The organism is Collinsella sp. SGI.184, assembly GCF_050313415.1.
Classification (GTDB): domain Bacteria; phylum Actinomycetota; class Coriobacteriia; order Coriobacteriales; family Coriobacteriaceae; genus Collinsella.
This window is the reverse complement of record NZ_JBNPLJ010000014.1, coordinates 21,701-44,830: the sequence shown is the minus strand read 5'-3', so window position 1 is coordinate 44,830 and position 23,130 is coordinate 21,701. Positions and strand designations below refer to the sequence as shown.

Annotated in this window: 18 protein-coding genes; 7 read left to right on the top strand and 11 right to left on the bottom strand. The window is 59.2% G+C overall.

Annotated features, from left to right (window positions below; genetic code table 11):
- Nucleotides 1-87: 87 nt before the first annotated feature.
- Nucleotides 88-891, top strand: coding sequence for a DeoR/GlpR family DNA-binding transcription regulator (locus ACQRAJ_RS06055; RefSeq protein WP_427748009.1), 804 nt, complete (start codon nt 88-90; stop codon nt 889-891).
- A 64-nt stretch (nt 892-955) separates the two neighbouring features.
- On the opposite strand, the gene ACQRAJ_RS06050 is transcribed toward ACQRAJ_RS06055, so the two are convergent.
- Both ACQRAJ_RS06050 and ACQRAJ_RS06045 read right to left on the bottom strand, forming a co-directional pair.
- Nucleotides 956-2,116: an FprA family A-type flavoprotein gene (locus tag ACQRAJ_RS06050; protein ID WP_427748007.1), complete on the bottom strand. Its 1,161-nt coding sequence runs from the start codon at nt 2,114-2,116 to the stop codon at nt 956-958.
- Between the two features lie 129 nt (nt 2,117-2,245).
- Nucleotides 2,246-3,232: a LacI family DNA-binding transcriptional regulator gene (locus tag ACQRAJ_RS06045; RefSeq protein WP_427748017.1), complete on the bottom strand. Its 987-nt coding sequence runs from the start codon at nt 3,230-3,232 to the stop codon at nt 2,246-2,248.
- Between the two features lie 383 nt (nt 3,233-3,615).
- Here ACQRAJ_RS06045 and ACQRAJ_RS06040 point away from each other — a divergent pair, with 383 nt between their 5' ends.
- Both ACQRAJ_RS06040 and ACQRAJ_RS06035 read left to right on the top strand, forming a co-directional pair.
- Complete coding sequence (locus ACQRAJ_RS06040; protein ID WP_427748005.1) at nt 3,616-4,821, top strand: galactokinase; 1,206 nt, start codon at nt 3,616-3,618, stop codon at nt 4,819-4,821.
- A complete protein-coding gene (locus tag ACQRAJ_RS06035; RefSeq protein ID WP_427748003.1) occupies nt 4,812-6,440 on the top strand; it encodes a UDP-glucose--hexose-1-phosphate uridylyltransferase in 1,629 nt (542 codons plus the stop codon). Before ACQRAJ_RS06040 ends, ACQRAJ_RS06035 begins: the two co-directional genes overlap by 10 nt.
- A 269-nt stretch (nt 6,441-6,709) precedes the next feature.
- Here ACQRAJ_RS06035 and ACQRAJ_RS06030 read toward each other — a convergent pair whose 3' ends face one another.
- From ACQRAJ_RS06030 to ACQRAJ_RS06000, 7 genes are all read right to left on the bottom strand, one after another.
- A complete protein-coding gene (locus tag ACQRAJ_RS06030) occupies nt 6,710-7,645 on the bottom strand; it encodes a hexose kinase (protein WP_427748001.1) in 936 nt (311 codons plus the stop codon).
- A gap of 56 nt (nt 7,646-7,701) precedes the next feature.
- Nucleotides 7,702-8,583 (bottom strand): aldose 1-epimerase family protein, encoded by an 882-nt coding sequence (locus ACQRAJ_RS06025; RefSeq protein ID WP_427748000.1) that lies wholly within the window; start codon nt 8,581-8,583, stop codon nt 7,702-7,704.
- Between the two features lie 378 nt (nt 8,584-8,961).
- Entirely contained in the window at nt 8,962-9,486 is a 525-nt protein-coding gene (lacB, locus tag ACQRAJ_RS06020; protein ID WP_427747999.1) for a galactose-6-phosphate isomerase subunit LacB, read from the bottom strand.
- Nucleotides 9,487-9,549: 63 nt separating this feature from the next.
- On the bottom strand, nt 9,550-9,978 hold the full coding sequence (gene lacA, locus ACQRAJ_RS06015) for a galactose-6-phosphate isomerase subunit LacA (RefSeq protein ID WP_006234830.1): 429 nt from the start codon (nt 9,976-9,978) through the stop codon (nt 9,550-9,552).
- Nucleotides 9,979-10,288: 310 nt separating this feature from the next.
- Nucleotides 10,289-11,299 carry a hypothetical protein gene (locus tag ACQRAJ_RS06010; RefSeq protein ID WP_427747998.1) on the bottom strand — a complete coding sequence of 337 codons (1,011 nt, stop codon included), beginning with the start codon at nt 11,297-11,299 and terminating at the stop codon, nt 10,289-10,291.
- A gap of 411 nt (nt 11,300-11,710) precedes the next feature.
- Entirely contained in the window at nt 11,711-12,049 is a 339-nt protein-coding gene (locus ACQRAJ_RS06005; protein ID WP_055252615.1) for a PTS lactose/cellobiose transporter subunit IIA, read from the bottom strand.
- Between the two features lie 214 nt (nt 12,050-12,263).
- Entirely contained in the window at nt 12,264-13,268 is a 1,005-nt protein-coding gene (locus ACQRAJ_RS06000; RefSeq protein ID WP_427728584.1) for a LacI family DNA-binding transcriptional regulator, read from the bottom strand.
- A gap of 357 nt (nt 13,269-13,625) precedes the next feature.
- Here ACQRAJ_RS06000 and ACQRAJ_RS05995 point away from each other — a divergent pair, with 357 nt between their 5' ends.
- Both ACQRAJ_RS05995 and lacG (ACQRAJ_RS05990) read left to right on the top strand, forming a co-directional pair.
- Complete coding sequence (locus ACQRAJ_RS05995) at nt 13,626-15,401, top strand: lactose/cellobiose PTS transporter subunit IIB (protein ID WP_427728585.1); 1,776 nt, start codon at nt 13,626-13,628, stop codon at nt 15,399-15,401.
- Nucleotides 15,402-15,467: 66 nt separating this feature from the next.
- Nucleotides 15,468-16,907, top strand: a complete 1,440-nt coding sequence (gene lacG / locus ACQRAJ_RS05990) for a 6-phospho-beta-galactosidase (protein WP_154514977.1) — start codon at nt 15,468-15,470, stop codon at nt 16,905-16,907.
- Nucleotides 16,908-17,264: 357 nt separating this feature from the next.
- Here lacG (ACQRAJ_RS05990) and ACQRAJ_RS05985 read toward each other — a convergent pair whose 3' ends face one another.
- Nucleotides 17,265-18,266, bottom strand: a complete 1,002-nt coding sequence (locus ACQRAJ_RS05985; protein ID WP_427747996.1) for a LacI family DNA-binding transcriptional regulator — start codon at nt 18,264-18,266, stop codon at nt 17,265-17,267.
- Nucleotides 18,267-18,550: 284 nt separating this feature from the next.
- Between ACQRAJ_RS05985 and ACQRAJ_RS05980 the strand changes: the two genes are divergently transcribed.
- Together ACQRAJ_RS05980 and lacG (ACQRAJ_RS05975) are read left to right on the top strand one after the other, a co-directional pair.
- On the top strand, nt 18,551-20,329 hold the full coding sequence (locus tag ACQRAJ_RS05980; protein WP_427747995.1) for a PTS lactose transporter subunit IIBC: 1,779 nt from the start codon (nt 18,551-18,553) through the stop codon (nt 20,327-20,329).
- 75 nt (nt 20,330-20,404) lie between these two features.
- Nucleotides 20,405-21,826 carry a 6-phospho-beta-galactosidase gene (lacG, locus tag ACQRAJ_RS05975; protein ID WP_427747994.1) on the top strand — a complete coding sequence of 474 codons (1,422 nt, stop codon included), beginning with the start codon at nt 20,405-20,407 and terminating at the stop codon, nt 21,824-21,826.
- Nucleotides 21,827-22,336: 510 nt separating this feature from the next.
- Here the strand turns inward: lacG (ACQRAJ_RS05975) and ACQRAJ_RS05970 are convergent.
- Nucleotides 22,337-23,101 (bottom strand): DeoR/GlpR family DNA-binding transcription regulator, encoded by a 765-nt coding sequence (locus ACQRAJ_RS05970; protein ID WP_427747993.1) that lies wholly within the window; start codon nt 23,099-23,101, stop codon nt 22,337-22,339.
- Between the last annotated feature and the right edge of the window lie 29 nt (nt 23,102-23,130).

Genomic DNA, 23,130 nt, shown 5'->3' with positions numbered 1-23,130 from the left:
TCGAAAGGTGTTTTCTTACTCAAAAAGAAAATGAACGAAAATAGAGTCAACACAATTCCTGCAAATATAGCCGAGAATGGAGCAAACATGGCCCAAGCTACCAACCGTGCTTTTGCTGACGAGCGCCGTACCGCCATTATGGAAATACTCGAGCATAACGCCTCGGTGCAGGTAGCAGAAATCGCCCAGACCTTTGGCGTGTCCTCCGTCACCGCCCGCGCCGACCTGGACGCGCTCGCCGAAGCAGGCAAGCTGCGTCGCACACATGGTGGTGCCGTATCGCTCCACAAACGCCTGACCGTCTCCACGCAAGATCGCCGCATCAATGTCAACGTCGCCGCCAAGCAGGCCATCGCGCAAAGCGCCATCGAGCTCGTTAATGACGGCGACACGCTGCTCGTCGACTCGGGCACCACGGCGCTCGAATTCGTCCGGCTCCTCGATCAGCGCGACGGCATCACCGTTATCACGGCCGACATTACCATCGCCGATTATATTGACGAGAGCATGCCCTCGGTCGATGTCGTCATGCTGGGCGGGGCACTGCGCAAAGGTCATCGCTATCTGTACGGCCCACTTACCATGCAGGCGCTCCAAATGGTCCACGCCGACCTTGCCGTCATGTGTCCTGGCGCTTTTGTTCCCGGCTGCGGCTTTACGACCGACTTTCCGCAGATGGCCGAGACCAAAGCGGCTATGGTCGGTGCCGCCCGTCAAAGCGTCGCCCTCATGGACGCCAGTAAGGTCAACGGACGCGGCATGTACCGTTTTGCCGAGCTTGCCGACGTCGACATCATCGTGATGGACAGCGACCCCGACGCCGCCGTCGCCACCTCAATCGCCGAGGCCGCCGACAACGCACGTCCAGCCCTCATCATCGCCGGCGCTTAAACAAAAACCACCACAAAGGGCCTGTCCCTTTGTGGTGGTTTTGCCCGTTAAAAGCGAAATATCGCTACTTGGAAAGCTCGTCGGCGAGGGCCTCGATCTGGGCGCGTGATGTGTCGTTGAGCGAGCCCAGCACGGTCACCTTGTTCTGCGCCAGGGTGATGTCCTTCATGCCCTCGAGTTCCTTGGTCATAACCTTGGCAGCGGCGGGCGTCCAGGAACCGGCCTCGACGAGCGCCACGGTGCGGTTCTGGTAGGCATGCTCGGCGAGCGTGTGGATAAAGGTGCTCATGAACGGGAAGATCTCGCCCTGATAGGTGATGGAGGCGAGCACCAGGCGGTCATAGCGGAACGCATCCTCAACGGCCTCGGCCATGTCGTCGCGAGCTAGGTCAAAGACGGAAACCTTCTGGCCGCGAGCCTCGAGCGCAGATGCGAGCTCCTCGACGGCAGCCTTCAGATGTCCATACACACTCGCGTAGGCAATCGTGATGCCCTCGTCCTCGGGCTGATAGCTCGACCAGGTGTTGTAGGTGTCGAGGTAATAGCCCAGATTCTCGGTAAGGACAGGACCGTGGAGCGGGCAGATGATCTGAATATCCAGATCGGCAGCCTTTTTGAGCACGGCCTGCACAAACTTGCCAAACTTTCCCACGATGCCAAAGTAGTAGCGGCGAGCCTCACAGGCCCAGCCCTCGGGATCCTCGATGTCGTTGGCGCCAAACTTGCCAAAGCCGTCGGCGCTAAAGAGCACCTTGTCGGTGGCCTCATAGGAGAAGAGCACCTCGGGCCAGTGAACATTGGGAGCACCGATAAAGGTCAGGCTGTGGCCGCCCAGGTCGAGCACGTCGCCCTCTTTGACAACCATTTTGCGCTCGGGGAAGTCGGTGCCAAAGTAGTTGACCATCATGCGGAAAGCACCCATGCTGGCCACAATCTGCGCCTGGGGATAGCGCTCCATAAAGGCGGCGATACCGGCGGAGTGATCAGGCTCCATATGATGGATGACCAGGTAGTCGGGCGTACGGCCATCGAGCGCGGCCTCGAGGTTGCCGAGCCACTCGTCGACAAAACCACCGTCGACCGAATCGGCGACAGCGATCTTTTCGCCCAAGATAACGTAGCTGTTGTATGCCATACCGTTCTCGGACACATCGTACTGGCCCTCGAACAGGTCAATGTCGTGATCGTTGACGCCAATGTAGCGGATATCCTTGGTGATCTCCATCAGGCACAGCCTCCTAGATAGACAAAATAACCTGTCTATCATAGCACTTGGCAGCATTCCAACTGTTGTCTGCCGGCATCCTTACCGATTGTTATTAAAATACGATAAATCGCCGTTTACCTGCCTAAACTATGAGCATGGCATCGCTGTGCTATGTCGGATAATGAGCTGGCCGGGAATACGAATAGCAACGGTTTTGCCCGCCGTACCCGCCTCGGGAACCGCGTGCTCAAACACCTCGCGTCCACGCTGATGTAAATCGAATCGAACGGTCGTGAGCTCGTTATGCGCGACAAAATCGTCGAGCGAATCGTCGACGCCCACCACGCTTACGTCCTCGGGCACGCGCAGGCCGCTATCACGCAGCGCGGTAATCGCGCCATTTGCCATCTGATCGTTTGCCGCATAAATCGCCGTCATGGTGCGATCGTGCTCGGCCAGGTACCTGCCGGCCTCGTAGCCGCTGTTGGCAGACCAGTCGCCCTCGAGCGGCGCCTGCGGCTTAATGTGCTTGTGCTCGAGCGCATCCTGCCAGCCGGCGCGACGAAATTGCTCGTCGACCGAGAACGACGGGCCGCCAATATAGCGAATTTGCTCGTGCCCCAGCTCAAACAGATGATCCATAAGCAAGAGCGAGCAGCCGTAATGGTCGGAGTCGACCGTGGTCACCCGCGGGTGCGCGTACATGGTAACAATAACCGTGCCAATGCCCGGCAGCGGATCAAACGTCTCAAAATCGGGCGCCATGCGGCTCATGCCGATGATGATGCCGTCCACCGGCAGCGCAGCCATACGACGCGTGGCCTCGGCAAGCAAAAACTCCTCGGTCTTGGACATCTCGACCAGCGTAATGGCGCAATTATGCTCGCGAGCAGCGCTGGCGATGCCGTCGATCATTGAGAGGTTGCCAAACTTGGTGATATCGTTGACGCACAGACCGACCGAATGGTAACGGCCGTCGCGCAGCGAGCGGCCGGCATAACTCGGACGAAAACCGAGCTCTTGCATAGCGGCCTGCACGCGCTGGCGCGTCTGCTCGTTAACGTTGGGCAAGCCGTTGGCGACGCGCGAAACCGTCTGCTGCGAAACACCGGCAGCGCGGGCGACGTCGGCCATGGAGACCGGACGCGTACCTGTATCGTTGGACGAGTGCCTTGCCACAGAATCACCTTCACCCTTGCGAGATCTGAATGGCGTGCATGCCGGCCCGGGCAGAAATGCACCCCGCGCCGAGGCCCGCTATCGTCGGACGCATGTTAACGTACTCTACTTTTTCTATCTGCATCTCTTCTGCTTTATAAGTCCATACGGCGGTACCGTTCACGGCTGTAATTCTACCGACTACCGGATTCTCAAAAAGTGACAAGCGTTGTGTTATGAGTACGTTAACATAGCCCGTAACGTGCGGCATCGTGAACACTTGGTTCATGCCGCTTCAAGTTGTTAACGTACTCATAGCGACGCAAAACTCACCCGTGCGCGCCAAGGAAAGGACTCCCATGACCACCCCCGACGAAAAGACACTCACCATGCTCACCAAGCTGTTTGAGGAGGAGTTTGGACCCATCGGCGACCGCCAGGTGCTCTACGTGCACGCGCCCGGGCGTTCTGAGATCAGCGGCAATCACACCGATCACGAGGGCGGCCATGTTATCGCCGGCTCGCTCGATGTCGCCGTTGACGGTATCGCCGTGGCAACCGACTCCAACAAGATCCGCGTCGCCGACGAGGGCTATCCTACCTTTGAGATCACGCTCGACACGCTGGATATTCAAGAGCCCGAGAAGGGCACGTCCGCGAGCCTCGTCCGCGGTATGGCCCACGAAATCGCCGCTCTGGGCGTTGAGCCCCAGGGCTTCGACTTCGCCTTCACCTGCTCCGTCCCCTCGGGCGGCGGCCTTTCCAGCTCTGCCGCCGTCGAGGCGGCGTACGGTCGTGCCATGGAGACGCTCTGGGGCGCACCCGCCATTGAGCCCGTCGCGCTCGCCCAGATGAGCCAGCGCACCGAGAACAACTATTACGGCAAGCCCTGCGGTCTGATGGACCAGGCCGCCGTTTGCTTGGGCGGCCTCGCCTACATGGACTTTGAGGACCAGGCTCAGCCTAAAACCCAGAAGCTCGAACTCAACTTTGAGGATCACGGCTATGCGCTCGTGCTCGTTAAGGTTGGCGCCGACCATGTGGCAGCTACCGACGACTACGCCGCCGTTCCGCGCGAGATGCAGGACGTCGCCGCCGAGTTTGGCAAGACACGCCTGTGCGAGGTAAACGTGGCGGATTTTGACGCCAAGCTCCCTGAGCTACGCGCCAAGCTGGGCGACCGTGCCTGCCTGCGCGCCGTTCACTACTGGCACGAGAACGGCCTGGTCGATAAGCGCTGGGCAGCCCTTAGCGCCGGCGACATCGACCAGTTCCTGGTCCTGACGCGCGAGTCCGGTGCCAGCTCTGCCATGTACCTGCAGAATGTCGTCGCCAAACTGGGCTCCGAGCAACCTTCCATGTATGCCTTGGCGCTGGCCGAGCATGTGCTCGACGGCCGCGGCGCCGTCCGCATCCACGGTGGCGGCTTTGGTGGCACCATCCAGGCCTTCGTGCCGCTCGACCTGGTCGACACCTTCATCACCAAGATGAACGGCTGGCTGGGCGAGGGCTCTGCCCGCCACTACGCAATTTCTGACAAGGGGGCTTACGCGGCATGGCTGTAATGACTGATGTGCGCGAGGCCGCGCAGGGCCTGATTGAGTATGCCATCCATCGATCCATGATCGGACAGGATGACCGCATCTGGGCCTACAACACCATTCTAGAGTGCATCGGCGCCACGGGTCCTGCGCTCGACATGGCTTGGGCGATGCAGAACGAGAAGCTCTCGCTCTTGCACCCCGATACGCTCCCCAATTTTGACCTGGAGGGCACGCTTGCCGCGCTTTCCGAGGACGCCGTTGCCAACGGCGCTGCCGAGGACACGGCGTCGGGCCGCGACCGCATCGCCATGCGCATCATGGGCGCGCTCATGCCGAGGCCTTCGGTTGTAAACGAGGAGTTCAACGGACGCATGGGCGTCAACGAGCCCCGCGCCGCGACCGACTGGTTCTATGGTCTGTGCTGTGACGCCGGTTACGTGCGCCGCGCCGCCATCGCGCGCAATATCAAATGGAGTACCCCCACCAACTGGGGCGACCTGGAAATCACCATTAACCTGTCGAAGCCCGAGAAGGACCCGCGCGACATTGCCGCGGCCGGCGCCGCAAAGAACACAGGCGAGAAGTATCCCGCCTGTCAACTGTGCATCGAGAACGAGGGCTACCCTGGACGCTCCGCCGCAGCCGACGGCGGCGCCCACCCTGCTCGCCAGAACCTGCGCGTCATACCCATCCAGCTCGACAGCGAGCGCTGGGGCTTCCAGTACAGCCCGTACGCGTACTTTAACGAGCACTGCATCGCTATGAGCGCCGAGCATCGCCCGATGCACGTCGACCGTAAGGGACTGACCTGCCTGTTCGATTTTGTGGACCTGTTCCCGCACTACTTTATTGGCTCCAACGCCGACCTGCCCATCGTGGGCGGCTCGATTCTGTCGCACGACCACTTCCAGGGCGGCGCGCACGAGTTCCCCATGATGCATGCCGCCGAGGTCTCGCAGTTTAACGTGCCCGGCTTTGACCAGGTCAGCGGCACCGTGTTGCAGTGGCCGCTCTCGGTGCTGAGACTGCGCTCGCACGACCGCGCCCAGCTGCTCGACGCCGCCGAGAAGATTATCCTCGCCTGGCGCGAGTGGACCGATGAGTCTGTGGGCGTCATCGCGCACACAGCCGACGGCGTGGCGCATAACACTGTGACGCCCGTCATACGCCGCGTCGACTCTCGCGGCAATGCCGGCGGCGAGATCTACGAGGCCTACCTGGCGCTTCGCTGCAACATCACAACCGACGAGCATCCGCTGGGCGTATTTCACCCGCATGCCGAGTACCACCATATTAAGAAGGAGAACATCGGCTTGATCGAGGTCATGGGCCTGGCCATTTTGCCGCCGCGCTTGGTTCCCGAGCTCGGCGCTGTCCGCGAGCACTTGCTGGCAGCCAAGGCCGATGTCAGTTACGACCTTGCCGGCGCGCTCGAGGGCGACGACCTTTGCCGCAGCCACGCCGCATGGGCCGAGGACGTCTTTGCCCGCCGCGCCGACGAGCTTACGGCGGATAGCGCCATCGACATCCTGCACGAGGAGGTCGGCATGGTGTTTGGCCACGTGCTCGACAACGCCGGCGTCTTTAAATGGGACGAGGCCGGTCGCGCCGCCCAGCAGCGCTTTATCGACTCGCTGTAATGATCCCTTGGGGACGGAGGAAAACGGATCATTTCGTCTTCAAGACAACGGCGCCCGCCGGCAACATCGCCGGCGGGCGCCGTTTTTGGTGCAAGGGCAGCTAATTTGGGACGGGGCTATTTTGACTACTTTGCATCTAGAAGTAGTCAAAATAGCCCCGTCCCAAATTAGCTGCCTCTCATGAGAGTGGAAAATCTCCCACTCTAAGCCCGCTTGCGAGCCCAAAATGGGAGATTATCCACTCTCGTTTTGTTCGGTACGCCGTAACTCTAAAGTTCGGTTACCTCTACGCTGTTGTAGACCTCGTCCCAGCGGTCCATGACCAGGTGGCCGGTCTTGGAATCCATGGCGTTGAGCTTGCCGCAGGTATTGGCGGTCTTGAGCACCGTGACGTCGTCGGCACCAGCAGCAATGGCATGCGCAAAACCGGCGATGGTCGAGTCGCCGGAACCCGTCGCGTTCACAGCCGCAATCGCGGGCGTCTTGGCGCGGAACGCGCGGCCCTCATGGAAGCCCACCGAGCCGGCAGCGCCCATCGAAACGACGACCCAGGGGATACCGGCAAAACGGTCATCGGCGGCTAGCGCCTCGCGCAGGGCATCGACATCATCGGTCGTAAAGGACGTACCCAGCAGGCCGTTAATCTCGGTCAGGTTGGGCTTTACGAGCTCGGGCTTAGCTTCGGACTCCAGCGCGGCCTCCAGCGATGCACCCGAGGTGTCGAGCAGCACCTTGGCGCCCGCCTCCTCGGCGATCTTGACGAGCTCGGCATAGTAGCCGGCATCGACGCCGCGCGGCAGCGAGCCCGAAAGCGTCACAACGTCCGCCTTCGCTGCAAGCTCGGCGAACTTGGCCGTAAAGGCCTCGAGCTCGGCCGGGGCGATCTGCGGGCCGCTCTCCAAAAGCTCGGTCTGATTACCCTCGTGCAGAATATTCAGGCAAATGCGCGTCTCGCCGGCAATGGGCACAAAGTCGTTCTTGACGCCGTCGGCATCCATGAGCTCGGCCATATAGGCACCCATGTGACCGCCAAGCAGGCCAGTCGCGAGCACGTCGTCGCCCAGCTGCAGCAGCACACGGCTCACGTTGAGGCCCTTGCCGCCAGCGGTCTTTTCGGGCGTCACGCGGTTAACATCGTCGATGACCAGCTTATCGATCTGATAGCGCGTATCAATCGACGGGTTCATGGTAACAGTCAGAATCATATTGAACTCCTGTTTCCGGGGCACGACACGCGCGACCCCAAACATACGATAGCTCGTTAAAGGATCTCGATCTCAAAGCCGCGGGTGACGGTCTCCCCCGGCTTGGCCACCAGGCAGCCGCGCTTGTGCTCCAGAATATCGTCCTCGTCGGAGCAGGTGGACAGGCCGCCCCACGGTTCCACGGCCACAAAGTCACCCTCGGGCTTGCTCCACACAATCAGGTACGGCATATCGGGGAACGTCAGGCGCACGCCCTTGTCCTCGGTCTTCTTGGTCAGCGTAACCACGCGGCTCTCGAGCACGTCAAAGATGGTCTCCGCAAAGTCAAAGAGTTCGTGGGTCAGCGGCAGGTCATGGCCAACCATCGGGTTCTTGCTGCGATGCTCAACATCAATCAGGCCCGTCGAGGGAACGGCAGTGCAGAGGTCGGTGGCCTCACGCTGCTCAAAACGAAGCTCGTAGTCGTCATAGGACTCGCCCTCGTCGAGCGGGCACTTAAAGCCGGGGTGACCGCCCACAAAGAACGGCATGTCCTCGGTGCCCTCATTGGTCACCTCGTACGACACGGCAACCTTTTCCGAATCAATCGTGTAACGAGCAACGATCTTAAACGGATACGGGTACTGCTCGAGCAACTCGGCATGGTCGGCAGAGCTTAAGCTCAGCGCAACCATGTTGTCGCTCTGTTCCTCGAGCTTCCACTCCTGCTTGCGCGCAAAGCCGTGGCGGGCGAGCTTTACCTCGCGGCCGCCCATGGTCATTGCGTGGCCGTCACGAAGGCCACCGCAGATCGGGAAGCAAATGGGGGCCTGGCCCGACCAGACTGCCGGATCACCCTGCCACAGGTACTCACGGCCGTTGGCCGCAATAGAAGTGAACGACCCGCCCGCCGTGCTCAGTGCCACGCGGATAGAACCGTTATCAAGAACAAACTCCATAGGAGTCTTCCCTTTCTTACGACAGCCCACCAAGTCAATAGGGCTGATAGAAAACCGGCCCGCGCCCCCTCACAGAAACGCGAGCCGTCAATTAAAAAGCTGCAGAATGCCGGGTCCGTCAATAACGAAGCACACAAGTCAAGCCAAGCAAACGTGTTATCGGAGCAGCTTACCGAACCAGAAAGCTTCGCAACAACAGCGGTAACCCCACAGGTACCCCCAACGTCAGCGAGCGGCGATCAGGTGCCCCAGGTCGCCGCGAAAGAGGAGCGACGCGTACTTCATGTACGCGAGCGACGGTTTGAACGACGAGATGGGGTGCCTGAGCGCCGCGCAGCGTCGACCCGTTACGCGGTTTGGTAAAACCGCGTAACCCCACTAGTCGTGGTATTCGCCGCGGTCCCACTTCTCCAGGAACTCATCAAAGAAGTGCGGGTCAGTCTGAGCCTCGGCGTCGGCCTTATTGCAGGCATCGATCTTGGCAATCAGGGCGTCGTGCTCGGGAGTCTTCTCGTAAGGCTCCTCCAGGAAGGCAAGCATGATGTCGGCCATCAGGAACTCGCCGGTGATCTTGCCACCAAAGCCCACGATGTTGGCGTTGAGCTCACGACGGGCATACAGGGCAGAGGTCATGTCGCGAACCAGGGCGCAGCGGGCGCCGGGAACCTTGTTGACGGCGTTGGTGATGCCGATGCCGGTGCCGCACAGGGCCACGCCAAAGTCGGCCTTGCCGCTGGCAACAGCCTCGCCCACGGCCTTACCGTAGATGGGATAGTGCGTACGGGTGTGGCTGTAGGTGCCGCAGTCGAGCACCTGGTAGCCAGCCTGCTCCAGGCGGTCGGCCAGATAGATCTTCTCGTCCGTAACGATATGGTCGCAACCGATTGCGATGGTCTTCTTCATCAGAACGTCCTTTCGTCTGAATTCACAAGTTGAGGTAGAAGTTCGAGTTCTCGGTGGCTCTCGTTAGGCCATCTTGTTGAGCATGTCGACACGGATCTGGTGACGGCCGCCGGCGTACTGTGCACGCAGGAACTCGCGGGCGATCTTCTTGGCGACCTCGGTGCCCACAACGCCCGGGCCCATGGTGACCATGCGCGAGCCGTTGTGCTCGCGGGTCATGTAGGCGGAACGCTCGTCGGAAATGTTAGCGACGACCATGCCCTTGATCTTGACGGCGGCCATATAGGAGCCGACACCGTACTTATCGAATGCGAAGCCCTGGGAATCCTTGTGCTCCAGCAGGTCCTTGGCAACGGCGGTCGCGGAATCGACAAAGTCCGCGGCAGGGGTCTCGGAATAGTCGACGACCTCGTGACCATCGGCGATGAGCATCTCCTTGATGGACTCCTTCATCGACATACCGTCGGCATCGGAAGCGATTACAACCCTCATGACATCCTCCTTGAGAGATACGCAGGTGCGTTGTTTCTGTTTGGAAGTGTTGAATCGCGTTCAGGTCCGGGCATCTGAATGTGCGATTCTTCACTGTTCATGTTTATTTGAACACATTCGAACACTAACTGCAACAACTATTTGTTTATCTTTGTTCTTTTTTGAACAAATACCGTTCACGGATGATTGCTGACCGTTTGGACCGGGCGCGGGCGTAGCGACCATGTGTTCAACAAACAAAAGGGCGGCCGAGAACGTGTCTCGGCCGCCCTTCGGCGGTATTCCCCGGTATATACAGCTGTTTTAGCTACTAGGACTGCCCGCCCTTCTTGGCATGCTTGGACGGAGTGCCCAGAAAGCGGCCCGTCAAATAATTCGTCGGACCGGAAATATCAATCCCCAGCAGTGTGTGCCCCAGCCACAAAAACGCCGCGAGCACCAGCAATGGGATAACGCACGAGGTCACTATCATCACAATGACGCCTTCGATCAGATCGGTCACCTGCTGCACAATTTCATCGGTCATCTGCTTGGCGCCGCTGGTCACCGTCGTGACGAGACCCGAGGCACCGTCGGCAAGCTGTTCAAGCACGTTCTTGGACTCTGCGGACTCAGTCTTTTTCTTGGTTGCTTTGGAGCTATCGCTATCTGCCGCACTCGCAGCGTCAGTCGCCTTTTGCTCGGCCGCCTCGATGCTCACTCGATACGTTTCATCGACCTTCTGCGACACCCATACGCTCGCGGGCACCAACACCATGCTAATGATGGCGACCACCAGCACACGCGTTGCCACGCGACGAATGACCGTGCTCGTGCTCCAGCGTCCGTGAATGCCAAGCGACGCTGCAAAGAGCACCAGCGCAAACGGGATCAGGATGCCCAGGCCAACCGACCACAAAATCGTGAGTAAATATTTCTCTAGGTATAGCACGGCAAGCACGATACCAAGATTACCCGAAAGCTGTGCGAGCTGCTCGGCAACCGGCGTTCCCGTATCGCCCGGCAGCGCAGTGATACCCGCAGATAGGGCGACGCACGAGGTCGTGAGCGCCAATACATTGCCCTTCTTTTGATCGATGACCTCGATGGTAGAGTCCCAAGTCTTGGTATCGGCGAAATGCGGACGAGCCACAAACCCCGACAGCAGCGCCAGTGCCACGAGCGCAACGATGAGGCCAATCTGCAGTTTTTTGTTTGCGCACACGACATCGGATAGGCTGGGCTGCAGCTCGGTCACCGTTGTTTGCTCGGTTATCTGGACAGGACGCCCATGAGCCATCTCGCTCGCGTCTCTCTTTTGAATAGATCCGTTGTCCGGCATTTGGATACCTCCTCATTCCGGCCTGTATTGCGGATGGAAGTATACCCACCCAGCGAAAAACCGAACGGGAGGAGGCGCAACGGGCTGCCGCATGACCCGCTTGCCACGAAATGGGCCCATCTACTACGTTTAACTGCCCATCCCCGACCATGCCCCGTGGCGTAAAAACAAAACCGCAGGTAGAACGCCTGCAGTTTTCTATGAAACGCGGGTATGGACGGGGGTATCGGGTTAAACGTAGTAGATGCGCCAGTTTCGTGGCGACGCTGCCAACCGATCCCCTGGGGACGGAGGAGAACGGATCATTTTGGGCCGTCAGCCCCTATTTCACCGCAACTTGGAGGAGGACAGAAAAAGCCCTGCTGCGGGTAGCGGCAGGGCTTTTGGAAGGGGCTTGGTTGTGCGGGCTCGTTAGGCGAGCTTGGCCTCGAGCTCGGCGATGCGCTTGTAGGCATCGATGGTAAAGCGGGCCTGCTTCTCCAAGATCATAGTGGTCATGAGGGTGTCCTGAGCGTGAGCCATGATGAAGGTCATCTCCATCTCGCCGCCGCCGGCCTCCTGCGAAAGCAGCTTGGTCTGCGTGTCGTGGGCGCCGATAAGTGCATCGCTGGCATCCTTGTGCAGCTGTTCGGCCTTCTCAAAGTCACCCTCGCGAGCAGCATCGAGCGCTGCAAGCAGATCGGTCTGGGCGTCACCTGCGTATGCGACAATCTCGAATCCAACCATCGAGATTTCTTCTTTGGTTGCCATATTGCGTTCCTTTCACATATGAACCAATGGAGAGCATCGCGTCCGGGCATACGCGCTGCGCTGTGTATGACAGAAACAATAACATTCAAACAAAAAAGAACAATACAAAACGTAATTTCGAGCTATGAACGGTCACTTTTAACCCGCGAACGGTTTCCAAACCATTTCGAACAATATCAAACATGATTAACGGAAACCCAAACAGGACCGCGCCCTAACGCAAATCGCGCACCGTATCGCCCTCTACGAGCACGCCGGGGATCAGCATGTGCTCCACGCCAGACGCAACTCCCTCGGCGCCGGCGATCTTGTCGACTGCCCACATGCCGACACGCTTGTTGTCAAAGCGCACGGTGGTCAGGCGACGATCGGGCACGATGTCGCCCAGACTATCATCAACCCCCACCACGCTCACGTCCTCGGGCACACGCCTTCCGCGCGACTCGAGTCCGCGAATGCAGCCGTAGGCCATGGCGTCATTGGAGGCATAGATGGCAGTACAGGTCGGATCGTCCGCCAGAGCCTGGCCTGCGGCATATCCACTCTGCGCCGTCCAGTCGCCACGGATGAGTCGCGGCAGCTCAATACCATGCGAGCGCAATGTCTCGCGCCAGCCCTCCTCGCGCTGCATGCCCGAAAGCGAGCGTTCGGGACACGAGATAAAGTGCACGGTCTTGTGCCCCTGCCCCAGCAAGTACTCGACAACCTGGCGCGAACAATCGAACTGATCGTTATCGACCGTCGAGCACAGCGGGTGCTCCAGCATGGTAACGAGCACCGTCTGCATACCAGGCAGCGGCTCAAAGGTGCCAAAGTCCGCCGGCATGCGATTCATGATCACGACCATGCCATCCACCGGCAGTGCGCTCATGCGCGACGATGCGCTCTCGAGGGTATACGGATGTCCATCTACTTTAGTGAGGGTAATGGCGTAGCCGTGCTTATCGGCGGCGGCGGCAAAGCCCTCCATACGGTCGAGGTTGCCGGTACCGGTAATGTTGAACATGGCGACGCCGACGGTCTTAAACTTGCCGCGGCGCAGCGATCGACCGGCAAAATTGGGGCGATACCCCAGCTCGCGCATGGCGGCACGCACGCGCTCCTTGGTCTCGGGGCGCACGCTGGGCGAATCGTGGACGGTGCGCGAGACCGTCTGTTCTGAGACGCCCGCGAGGAGCGCCACATCCTTAACGGAAACCGATTTTTTAACAGCGGCCATAGGTCGATCTTTCTATGTCAACGATGCCATTGGTGGCACCCTACGCAGTCAAATGAAACATCTTCAAGTATATCTAACGCCTCCCCCACCATACGCTCACCACCCAAAACCTACCGTTCACCGACATTTTTGCTTCCCCGAACGGCTTTTATCGCCCAAATGTTAACGTTGCCATTGCGCAAACACAGAGCCACCGGGCGGCTCAAACGTTTACGCGCAAGAAATCGACGGTCCGCAGGCACAGGGGCCATCGGTTCGCGTCTTATTTTGTGTCACAAAATGGCAACGTCAACATTTTGGCAACCAAACGTCAAAAGCTACCATCGTTGCTAACCCACCGACTCTTAGGAGCTTTGCATGGAGCAACTCATCGCCACCATCGAAAAGGGCCAGCCCTTTTTCAACGCGATCGCCCGCAACAAGTACCTCAAGGCGATCCGCGACGGTTTTATCTCCGTCATCCCCATCATCATCTTCTCGTCCATCTTTTGCCTGGTAGCCTCGGTCCCCAACATCTGGGGTTTCTACTGGCCCGATGACATCAACAACGCCCTGTGGAAGTGCTACAACTACTCCATGGGCATCCTGGCCATCGCCTGCGCCGCTACCACGGCCAAGCATTTCGCCGACGCCCAGAACCGCGATCTGCCCAAGAATAACCAGATCAACTTTATCTCGTGCATGTGCGCGGCCATCATCGGCTTCTTGCTCCTTTCGAGCGACACCATCGCCACGGATGCCGCCAGTGGCTTCAACACCACCTACCTTGGTTCCAAGGGCCTGCTGACCGCCTTCATCGCTGCGTTTGTGACCGGCATCATCTACAAGTTCTTTATCAAGCGCAACATCACCGTCAAGATGCCCGAGCAGGTTCCGCCCAACATCTCGCAGACCTTTAAGGACATCATCCCCTTCTCCGTCTGCATCACCGTCTTTTGGGTCTTTGACATCGTCTTCCGCGCTGCCTTTGGCTTCTGCTTTGCCCAGGGCGTCATCCAGGTGTTCCAGCCCCTGTTCACCGCTGCCGACGGCTACATCGGCCTTGCTGTGATTTACGGCGCCATGAGCCTGTTCTGGTTCGTGGGCGTCCACGGCCCCTCGATCGTCGAGCCCGCCATCGCCGCCGCCCTCGTTGCCAACATGACCGACAACCTGGCTGCGTTCCAGGCCGGCCAGCACGCTTCCGCTGTCCTGACCCAGGGTGCCCAGTACTTCGTCGTCTGCATGGGCGGCACCGGCGCCACGCTCGTCCTGGTCTTTATGTTCTGCTTCCTGGCCAAGTCCCAGGAGATGCGCGCTGTCGGTAAGGCCGCCATCGTCCCCGTGTGCTTTGCCGTCAACGAGCCGCTGCTGTTCGCCGCGCCTATCGTGCTCAACCCCGTCTTCTTTGTCCCGTTTGTCTTTGCCCCGATCGCCAACATCTGGATCCTCAAGATCTTTATCGACTTCTTGGGCATGAACGGCTTTATGTACACCCTGCCTTGGACCGTCCCCGGCCCCATCGGCACCATCATGGGCCTGGGCTTCCAGCCGCTCGCCTTTGTGATGCTCGCCCTTATCCTGGTCGTCGACTTCGTTCTGTACTATCCGTTCTTCCGTGCCTATGACGCCCAGAAGTGCGCCGAGGAGGCCGAGATTTCCCAGGAGGAGCTCGCCGCCAAGAACGCCGAGAAGGCCGCCAAGCTCAACGATGCCTTCCAGGGCAAGGCCGACGCCAAGAGCGTTGCCGCCGGCGCTGCTGCCGAGGCCGTGGAAGCCGGCGCCCCCGCCGCTTCCGCAGCACCCGCTGCCGAGGCAACGGCCACCAGCGACCTCAACGGCAAACGCGTGCTCGTGCTCTGCCAGGGTGGCGGTACCTCGGGCCTGCTCGCCAACGCGCTGGCCAAGGCCGCCAAGGAGCGCGGCATCAATCTTGAAACCGCTGCCGAGGCCTATGGCAACCACGTGGACATGCTCCCCGACTTCGATCTGGTCGTCCTGGCCCCGCAAGCCGCAAGCTACCTGGCCGACCTGCAGAAGGACTGCGAGCGCGTGGGCAACAAGTGCGTCGCCTGCCGCGGTAAGCAGTACATTGAGCTTTCCCAGAACGGCGATAAGTCTCTCGCCTTCGTAAGCGAGCAACTCTCGAAGTAAGTAACGCACAGGGCCAGCCGATCATCCAAGACCGGCTGGCCCTTCGATTTAGACGATTGGATCATCATGTCCGTTAACCCTGCTAGCGTCACCAACCCGCCTGCGCAGTTTCCCGAGGACTTTGTCTTTGGCGGCGCCACTGCTGCCTACCAGGTAGAGGGCGAGACCCGCACCCACGGTAAAGGCAAGGTTGCCTGGGACGACTTCCTGGAGGCCCAGGGGCGCTTTTCCCCCGATCCCGCTTCGGACTTCTACAACCAGTACCCCGTCGATCTGGAGCTGTGCGAGGAGTTCGGCATCAACGGCATTCGCCTCTCCATTGCCTGGAGCCGCATCTTCCCCAACGGCACCGGCGAGATCAACCCCGAGGGCGTGCAGTTCTACCACGATCTCTTCGCCGAGTGCCACAAGCACCACGTTGAGCCGTTTGTCACGCTGCATCACTTCGACACGCCGCTTGCCCTCTTTGAGAAGGGCGACTTCCTCAACCGCGAGACCATCGATGCCTTTGTGGACTTTGCCACCTTCTGCTTTAAGGAGTACGCCGACCAGGTGACCTACTGGTTCACCTTTAACGAGATCTGGGCCGATGCCTCCAACACCTACATCGAGGGCACCTTCCCCGGCGGCGTCAAGGCGCATCTGGCCGAGGCTTTCCAGTGCGAGCACAACATGATGCTCGCCCACGCCAAGGCCGTACTGGCCTTCCACAACGGCGGTTTTAAGGGCAAAATCGGCGTCATTCAGTCGTTGGAGTTTAAGTATCCGCTCAACGAGAACGACCCCGCCGACATCAAAGCCGCCAACAACGAGCACGTGTTGCAGAACCAGTTCTTGCTCGACGCCACCTTCCGAGGCGACTACGCGCCCGACACCCTCGAGTGCGCCAACCGTCTGGCTGCCGTCTCGGGCGGCACCATCGAGATCCTGGACGAGGACCTCGAGATTATGCGCGAGGCCGCGCTCTACAACGACTACCTGGGCGTCAACAACTACCAGTGCCGCTTCTTGAAGGCTTACGACGGCGAGAACGACCTGCACCACAACGGTACGGGCGAGAAGGGCACCGGCCGCTGGCGCGTTAAGGGTATTGGCGAGCACGTGAACAAGCCTGGCATCCCCACCACCGACTGGGACTGGATCATCTATCCCGAGGGCCTGTTCGATCTGCTCGTCTACATTAAGCAGCGCTACCCCAACTACAAGCAGATCTTCATTACAGAAAACGGCATGGGCTACAAGGATCCCTACAAGGACGGTTTTGTGGACGATCAGCCGCGCATCGACTACATCGAGCAGCACTTGCGCTGGCTGCTCAAGGCCATGGAGGTGGGCGTCAACGTGGGCGGCTACTTCCTGTGGAGTCTGCAGGATCAGTTCTCCTGGACCAATGGTTACAACAAGCGCTATGGCTTCTTCTACGTTGACTTTGAAACCCAGAAGCGCACGCCCAAGGCAAGCGCCTACTGGTACAAGCACGTGGCGCAGACCCGTCGTCTGGACTAGCGGCTGGCGACCAGCGGAATTGCCCCGCTCACATAACCTGTCCCCATTTCTCAGCCGGGGGTGGCACGTCACACGGCGCGCCGCCCCCGGCCTTTTGTTTTTGTTCGGCTGGGGGGCCGTTTGTCTCGATCTGTAACATCTAGCCGAGTTTTTGGTCCCTAGCTGTTACAAATCAAGACAAACCGGGAAGACGGGGCCGAATTGTCTAAATCTGTAACACTAAAACCGGTTTTGGACGTCTGGTTGTTACAGATTGAGATAAACGCACAGGACAATCCTCTCAATCTCGATCTGTAACATCTAGCCGAGTATTTCGGTCCTACCTGTTACAGATTGAGATGAACGAGCTGAGCACGTCTACACCCGCAGGTCCTTCACGCTGGAACGCTCGATCAGCACGCCCGACACAAGCGTGCGGCTTCTGGAGCTCGGAGCCTCAAGGCCTGCGACGACCTCGTTAAGTGCACGGATGCCCAGCTCGCGGTGGCGAAACTTCACCGACGTCAGAATCGAGTTGGGAATCGTCTTGTAGAGCTCATCGTCGAAGCCGATCACGGACACGTCGTCGGGCACACTGAGCCCTTTGTCACGTAGAGCCATCATAACGCCGTTTGCCATGCAGTCGTTAGCAGCGAGGACCGCCGTGCAATCGGGTTTATCGGCAAGCACAAGGCCCGCGGCATAGCCACTATCCGCATTCCAATCACCTTGCAGAGGCTCGGGCGGCTCAATGCCACGCGTCTCGAGTGCTGCACGCCAACCTTTCATACGGCACTGGCTCGACAGCGACTCTTTTTTACCAGAAACGAAATACACGTTCTTGTGCCCGCGATTTAAGAAGTACTCGCACGCCATGCGCGCACCACCCTCTTGATCGTCACTAACGGTAGAGCAGGTAGGATGTTCCATCGGCGTGATAATCACCGTCTTGAGGTCTTTCGGCGCCTCAAAGGTATCAAAGTCATCGACCATTTGACGCAGGTTGAAGATCATGCCGTCGACGGGAAGCTGCGACATCCTGCGCGCCGCTTCGGCAAGGGTCATCTTCTCCCCCGCCCGCTTTTTGATCATCGTGAGCGCAAAGCCTCGCTCTTCGGCTGCATCGGCGATTCCGTCAATCATGTCCACGGCGCCGCCCGACAAGTGGAACATCACCACGCCGATGCACCCGTAACGGCCCAACTTGAGTGAACGCGCGGCAAAGTTCGCCCGGAACCCAAGCGCCTCCATGGCAGCATGGACCCTATCGCGCGTCGACTCGCGCACGCTATCGGGCTCGTTGATCACACGCGAAACCGTCTTGAGAGAAACACCCGCGGCAATCGCCACATCGTTCATCGAAACATTCTTCTTGTCCATCGTTGCCACTGCTTCTCCACTCGGTTCTCTATCGCTTGTTTTTTGCGTTCTAGCATACACTACCTGCCCGACTGACAAATCAGCCGTTTATCGGACAATATCGACCGTTCACCCGTAAATCCTTGTTGCTCTTCCAAAAATGTCTTACGTTGTCATTAACGAAATGACAACGTTGTCATTTCGCAATGCCTTCCTTAAGCGGGAAGGTTTCCGGGCAGTCCTGACCATCCATCGACGACCAGTTCCATCCACATGCATCGCGCATCAAGTAACAAAGGAGCTTTATGGACGCCATCGTAAAGATGCTCGAAAAGCATCAGCCGTTCTTTGAGAAGATCTCGAGAAACATCTACCTCCAGGCCATCAAGGACGGATTCCTTGGGTGTATGCCCATTGTCCTCACCTCTTCGATCTTCCTGTTGATTGCCACCCTTCCCGGCGTAGTTGGCATCACGCTGCCCCAGCCGCTCATCGACTGGTGCAATAAGCTGTACAACTTCACCATGGGCGTTATGGGCATCATGGTTGCCGGCACCACCGCCAAGAACTTCACGGCCTCCATGAACCGTCGCATGCCCGCCGGCAAGGTGCTCAACGACGGCTCCACCATGGTGGCCGCCCAGTGCAGCATGCTGCTGCTCGCTGTTACGCAGTTCACTACCAAGTTCGACGGCTCCGAGCTTTCGGTCTTCGATTGCACCAGCATGGGTACGCGCGGTCTGTTCTCGGCCTATATCGCCGCGTTCATTACCGTTTGGGTTTATAAGTTCTGCGTCTCGCGCGATCTGACCATTAAGCTGCCCAAGGAAGTCCCGGGCGCCATCGCTCAGAACTTCCGCGACATCATCCCCTTTGGCGGCGCCGTCATCATCTGCGGCATCATCGATGTCGTCGTGCGCAACCTCATGGGCGTTCCGTTCTCCGAGCTGCTCATCAAACTGCTCTCCCCGCTCTTTACCGCTGCAGAGACCTATCCTGGCCTTATCCTTATCCAGGCAGCCACCGCGTTCTTCTGGTTCATCGGTGTCCATGGTCCTTCGATTGTCCAGCCGGGCATCGACCCCATCCGTCTTGCCAACCAGGCCGAGAACCTGCAGGTTCTGCTGGCCGGTGGTCACCCCGCCCATTCCCTCACCTTTAACATGTCGCTCGTGGGTGAGTTCGGCGGCACCGGCGCCACGTTCATCGTGCCGCTTCTGCTGATTCTCTTTATGAAGTCCAAGCAGCTCAAAGCCGTCGGTAAGGCCTCGATTGTTCCTGTTGCCTTCGCCGTCAACGAACCGCTGCTCTTTGGCGCGCCGATGATCCTTAACCCCTACATGCTCATCCCCTTTGTTGCCGCCGGCTGCGTCAACGTAAGTGTTGCCAAGTTCTTTATCGATAATGTAGGCATGAACGGCTTCTCCTTCGTGGTGCCTTGGGCTACCCCTGCCCCCATCGGCATTTTCATCACCACGAACTTCCAGCTTATCGCCCTAGTATTTGTCGCGATTATCATCTTGCTGGATGCCATCATCTACCTGCCGTTCTTGAAGGCATACGATAAGCTGCTCTGCGACCAGGAGGCCGAGCGCGCCGCCGAGCTGGGTCTCGAGTCCGACGGTGCTGCCACCATCGCCGCCAGCAACCCTGCGCCCGCTGTCGAGCAGGCCACCGCTTCCGTCGAGACGACCGTTGCCGCCGCCGACAGCAAGCCTGTCGCCGATCAGCCCGAGTCCGCCGCCGATGCATCCGCCAAGAAGGATGTCGATGGCCTGAAGGTCCTCGTCCTGTGCGCCGGCGCCGGCACCTCTGCCATGCTTGCCAACGCCATCAAGGAAGGTGCCGCGCAGACCGGAGAGAACATCGCTTCCTCCGCGGGCGCCTATGGTCAGCACACTGCCATCATGGATCAGTACGACGTTATCGTGCTTGCCCCGCAGGTTCGTAGCTACTACAACGACATGAAGGCCGACACCGATCGCCTGGGCATTAAGCTGCTCGCCCCGCGCGGTAAGGAATATATCGACCTTACTCGCGACCCCGCTGGCGCCATCAAGTGGCTCCGCGAGAACCTCGACTAGTTCCTCCCTCTGTTGGTGCCCGGATCCCCAGTTCGGGCACCTCTCCCTATTCGTATCCCACAGAAAGGATGCCTCATGACCAACCCCATGCAGTTCCCCGACGGCTTTGTGTTTGGCGGCGCCACCGCTGCTTACCAGGTTGAGGGCGAGACCCGCACGCACGGCAAGGGCAAAGTGCCCTGGGACGATTTCCTGGCCGCTCAGGGTCGCTTCTCCCCCGACCCCGCAAGCGATTTCTACAACAAGTACCCGGTCGATATCGACCTGTGCCAGCGCTTCGGCATCAACGGTATCCGCGTCTCCATCGCTTGGAGCCGCATCTTCCCCAACGGCACCGGTGAGATTAACCCCGAGGGTGTTGCCTTCTATCACGAGCTCTTTGCCACCTGCAACAATGCCGGCGTTATCCCCTATGTCACGCTCGATCACTTCGATACGCCCGAGGCCTTTTACCAGAACGGCGGCGAGGGCTTCCTGACGCGCACGACGATCGACGCCTTTGTCGAGTATGCCAAGTTCTGCTTTGCCGAGTTCACCGAGGTCAAGCACTGGTTTACCTTTAACGAGATTCCCGCGACCGCCGAGGGCAGCTTTATCGTCGGCAACTGGCCGCACGGCGAGAAGTATCGCCTGGACAAGGCCTTCCAGCTTATGCACAACATGATGGTGGCCCACGCCAAGGCCGTCGTCGCCTTCCATGAGGGTGGCTTTGAGGGCGAGATCGGCATTGTCCAGAACCTGGAGCCCAAGTATCCCCTCGATCCCAACAGCGCTGCCGACTGCGAGGCAGCTCGCATGGCCGACGTCATCAACAACCGCTGGGTACTCGATGCCACCTTCCGCGGCCACTATGCAGCCGACACCATGGAAGCCGCGACCAAGCTGGCCCATATCGCCGGCGGCGAGCTCGACGTCCGCGACGAGGACATCGCCGCGCTGACCGCCGCGCTCCCCTACAACGATTGCCTGGGCGTCAACACCTACAAGTGCCAGTTCCTGCGTGCTGCCGAGGGCGAAAACGACATCAACCACAATGGCACCGGCGACAAGGGATCTTCGCGCTGGTTCCTCAAGGGCGTGGGCGAGTCGTGCGTGCGCGAAGGCGTTCCCACCACCGATTGGGACTGGATCATCTATCCCGAGGGCCTGTACGACCTGCTGCTGCGCATTAAGAACGATTACCCCAACTACAAGAAGATCTACATCACCGAGAACGGCATGGGCTATAAGGACGACTTCGAGGATGGCTTTATCGACGACGCCCCTCGTATCGACTACATGCGCCAGCATCTCGCGTGGATCCTCAAGGCGATCGACGGCGGCGTGAACGTCGACGGCTACTTTGTGTGGTCGCTGCAGGACCAGTTCTCCTGGACCAACGGCTACAACAAGCGCTACGGCCTGTTCTACATCGACTTTGAGACCCAGAAGCGCTATCCCAAGGCGAGCGCGTACTGGTACAAGAACGTCGCGGAGACCGGCCTGCTCATGGCCTAGTTTCCGCCGCATACCCCCTGTCGGCCGCATACGAATCCCTCCACGGGTTCGCATGCGGCCTTTTTGTTTTGGCTCGGCCCGAGCAGGTCGTTTGTCTCGATTTGTAACATCTAGCCGAATATTTCGGCCCTAGCTGTTACAAATCGAGACAAACAGAACGCCCGAGCAGAAATATCTCAATCTGTAACATCTAACTCGCTTTTAACCGTCTAACTGTTACAGATCAAGACAAAGGTGATGGCTGGGTAGACAAAATCTCGATCTGTAACACCTAGTCGAGTTTTTAGGTCCTAGCTGTTACAGATTGAGACAAACGGAATAGGCTGAGCCAAAAATCTCGATCTGTAACATCTGACTCGCTTTTGGCCGCCTAGATATCACAGGTTGAGACAATTTGATAGCGAAGTCCCCATTTGCGCGTCATATCGCGTAGCGCTGACGCGCTGGTTTCCACAATGACAGGAGGTAAAAGTCCTCCCGCATCGCCTGTTAGCAATCCAATAGCGTTAGCTAGCAGATGACCTGCGTGTGTTCCTCGATGGCGGCGCGGTCCTCGGCGGTAATACCCGGCTCGCACACCACGGCATCCAGGCTGTCCAGACGGCAGAAGGTGTAGAAGTCGCGCCTGCCAATCTTGCTGGAATCGGCGATCAGATAGCGCGAGTCTGCCTTGCTAAAGGCGAGCTGCTGGATACGGCCCTCGTCCATGTTGGACGTAGATACGTCACCGTCCAAGATGCCGTTGGCACCGATAAACGCCGCGTCGATACCCAACGCACGCAGGGTATCCTCGGCCGTTGGTCCCACAAAAGCGGCGGTGCGGCGACGATACATGCCGCCCACGAGGCACAGGTCGCAGTCTTCGCGCGCCTCGAGCAGGTTAAACACCGAAAGCGAGTTGGTCACAATGCGCAGGCGGCACGCCGGCAGCATCGATGCCATCTGCTCAACCGTGGTGCCCGTACCCAAAAAGATGGTCGAACCTTCCTCGATAAGCTCCACGGCTCGGCGCGCAATCTGCAGCTTTTCCTCGGCATGCTTGGTGCGCTTTTCGCTGTGCGAGTACTCGTGGCGCAACATAGCGTGGGGACGACCCTGCGCACTGCGGGCGCCGCCGTGCACGCGCTCGATCTCGCCCAGGCTCGCAAGTTCCTCAAGGTCGCGACGGATCGTCATGTCCGAGACGCCCAGCACGTCCGAGATCTCCTTGACCGAGACCGTGCCCTGCTCTTCGAGCAGCTGACGAACCTTATCCTGTCGCTCCGCTTTAATCACGATGAATCCTCGCCGTTCTTTGCGCGCAT

Excerpts from the sequence above, each read along its gene's own strand:
- ACQRAJ_RS06055 (WP_427748009.1), top strand. The coding sequence starts at position 88 with ATGGCCCAAGCTACCAACCGTGCTTTTGCTGACGAGCGCCGTACCGCC.
- ACQRAJ_RS06005 (WP_055252615.1), bottom strand. The coding sequence starts at position 12,049 with ATGGCAACCAAAGAAGAAATCTCGATGGTTGGATTCGAGATTGTCGCA.
- ACQRAJ_RS06025 (WP_427748000.1), bottom strand. The coding sequence starts at position 8,583 with ATGGAGTTTGTTCTTGATAACGGTTCTATCCGCGTGGCACTGAGCACG.
- ACQRAJ_RS05985 (WP_427747996.1), bottom strand. The coding sequence starts at position 18,266 with ATGGACAAGAAGAATGTTTCGATGAACGATGTGGCGATTGCCGCGGGT.
- ACQRAJ_RS06040 (WP_427748005.1), top strand. The coding sequence starts at position 3,616 with ATGACCACCCCCGACGAAAAGACACTCACCATGCTCACCAAGCTGTTT.
- ACQRAJ_RS06000 (WP_427728584.1), bottom strand. The coding sequence starts at position 13,268 with ATGGCCGCTGTTAAAAAATCGGTTTCCGTTAAGGATGTGGCGCTCCTC.
- ACQRAJ_RS06035 (WP_427748003.1), top strand. The coding sequence starts at position 4,812 with ATGGCTGTAATGACTGATGTGCGCGAGGCCGCGCAGGGCCTGATTGAG.
- ACQRAJ_RS05980 (WP_427747995.1), top strand. The coding sequence starts at position 18,551 with ATGGACGCCATCGTAAAGATGCTCGAAAAGCATCAGCCGTTCTTTGAG.
- lacG (WP_427747994.1), top strand. The coding sequence starts at position 20,405 with ATGACCAACCCCATGCAGTTCCCCGACGGCTTTGTGTTTGGCGGCGCC.
- lacA (WP_006234830.1), bottom strand. The coding sequence starts at position 9,978 with ATGAGGGTTGTAATCGCTTCCGATGCCGACGGTATGTCGATGAAGGAG.
- ACQRAJ_RS06045 (WP_427748017.1), bottom strand. The coding sequence starts at position 3,232 with ATGGCCGACGTCGCCCGCGCTGCCGGTGTTTCGCAGCAGACGGTTTCG.
- lacG (WP_154514977.1), top strand. The coding sequence starts at position 15,468 with ATGTCCGTTAACCCTGCTAGCGTCACCAACCCGCCTGCGCAGTTTCCC.
- ACQRAJ_RS06030 (WP_427748001.1), bottom strand. The coding sequence starts at position 7,645 with ATGATTCTGACTGTTACCATGAACCCGTCGATTGATACGCGCTATCAG.
- ACQRAJ_RS06050 (WP_427748007.1), bottom strand. The coding sequence starts at position 2,116 with ATGGAGATCACCAAGGATATCCGCTACATTGGCGTCAACGATCACGAC.
- ACQRAJ_RS06010 (WP_427747998.1), bottom strand. The coding sequence starts at position 11,299 with ATGCCGGACAACGGATCTATTCAAAAGAGAGACGCGAGCGAGATGGCT.
- lacB (WP_427747999.1), bottom strand. The coding sequence starts at position 9,486 with ATGAAGAAGACCATCGCAATCGGTTGCGACCATATCGTTACGGACGAG.
- ACQRAJ_RS05995 (WP_427728585.1), top strand. The coding sequence starts at position 13,626 with ATGGAGCAACTCATCGCCACCATCGAAAAGGGCCAGCCCTTTTTCAAC.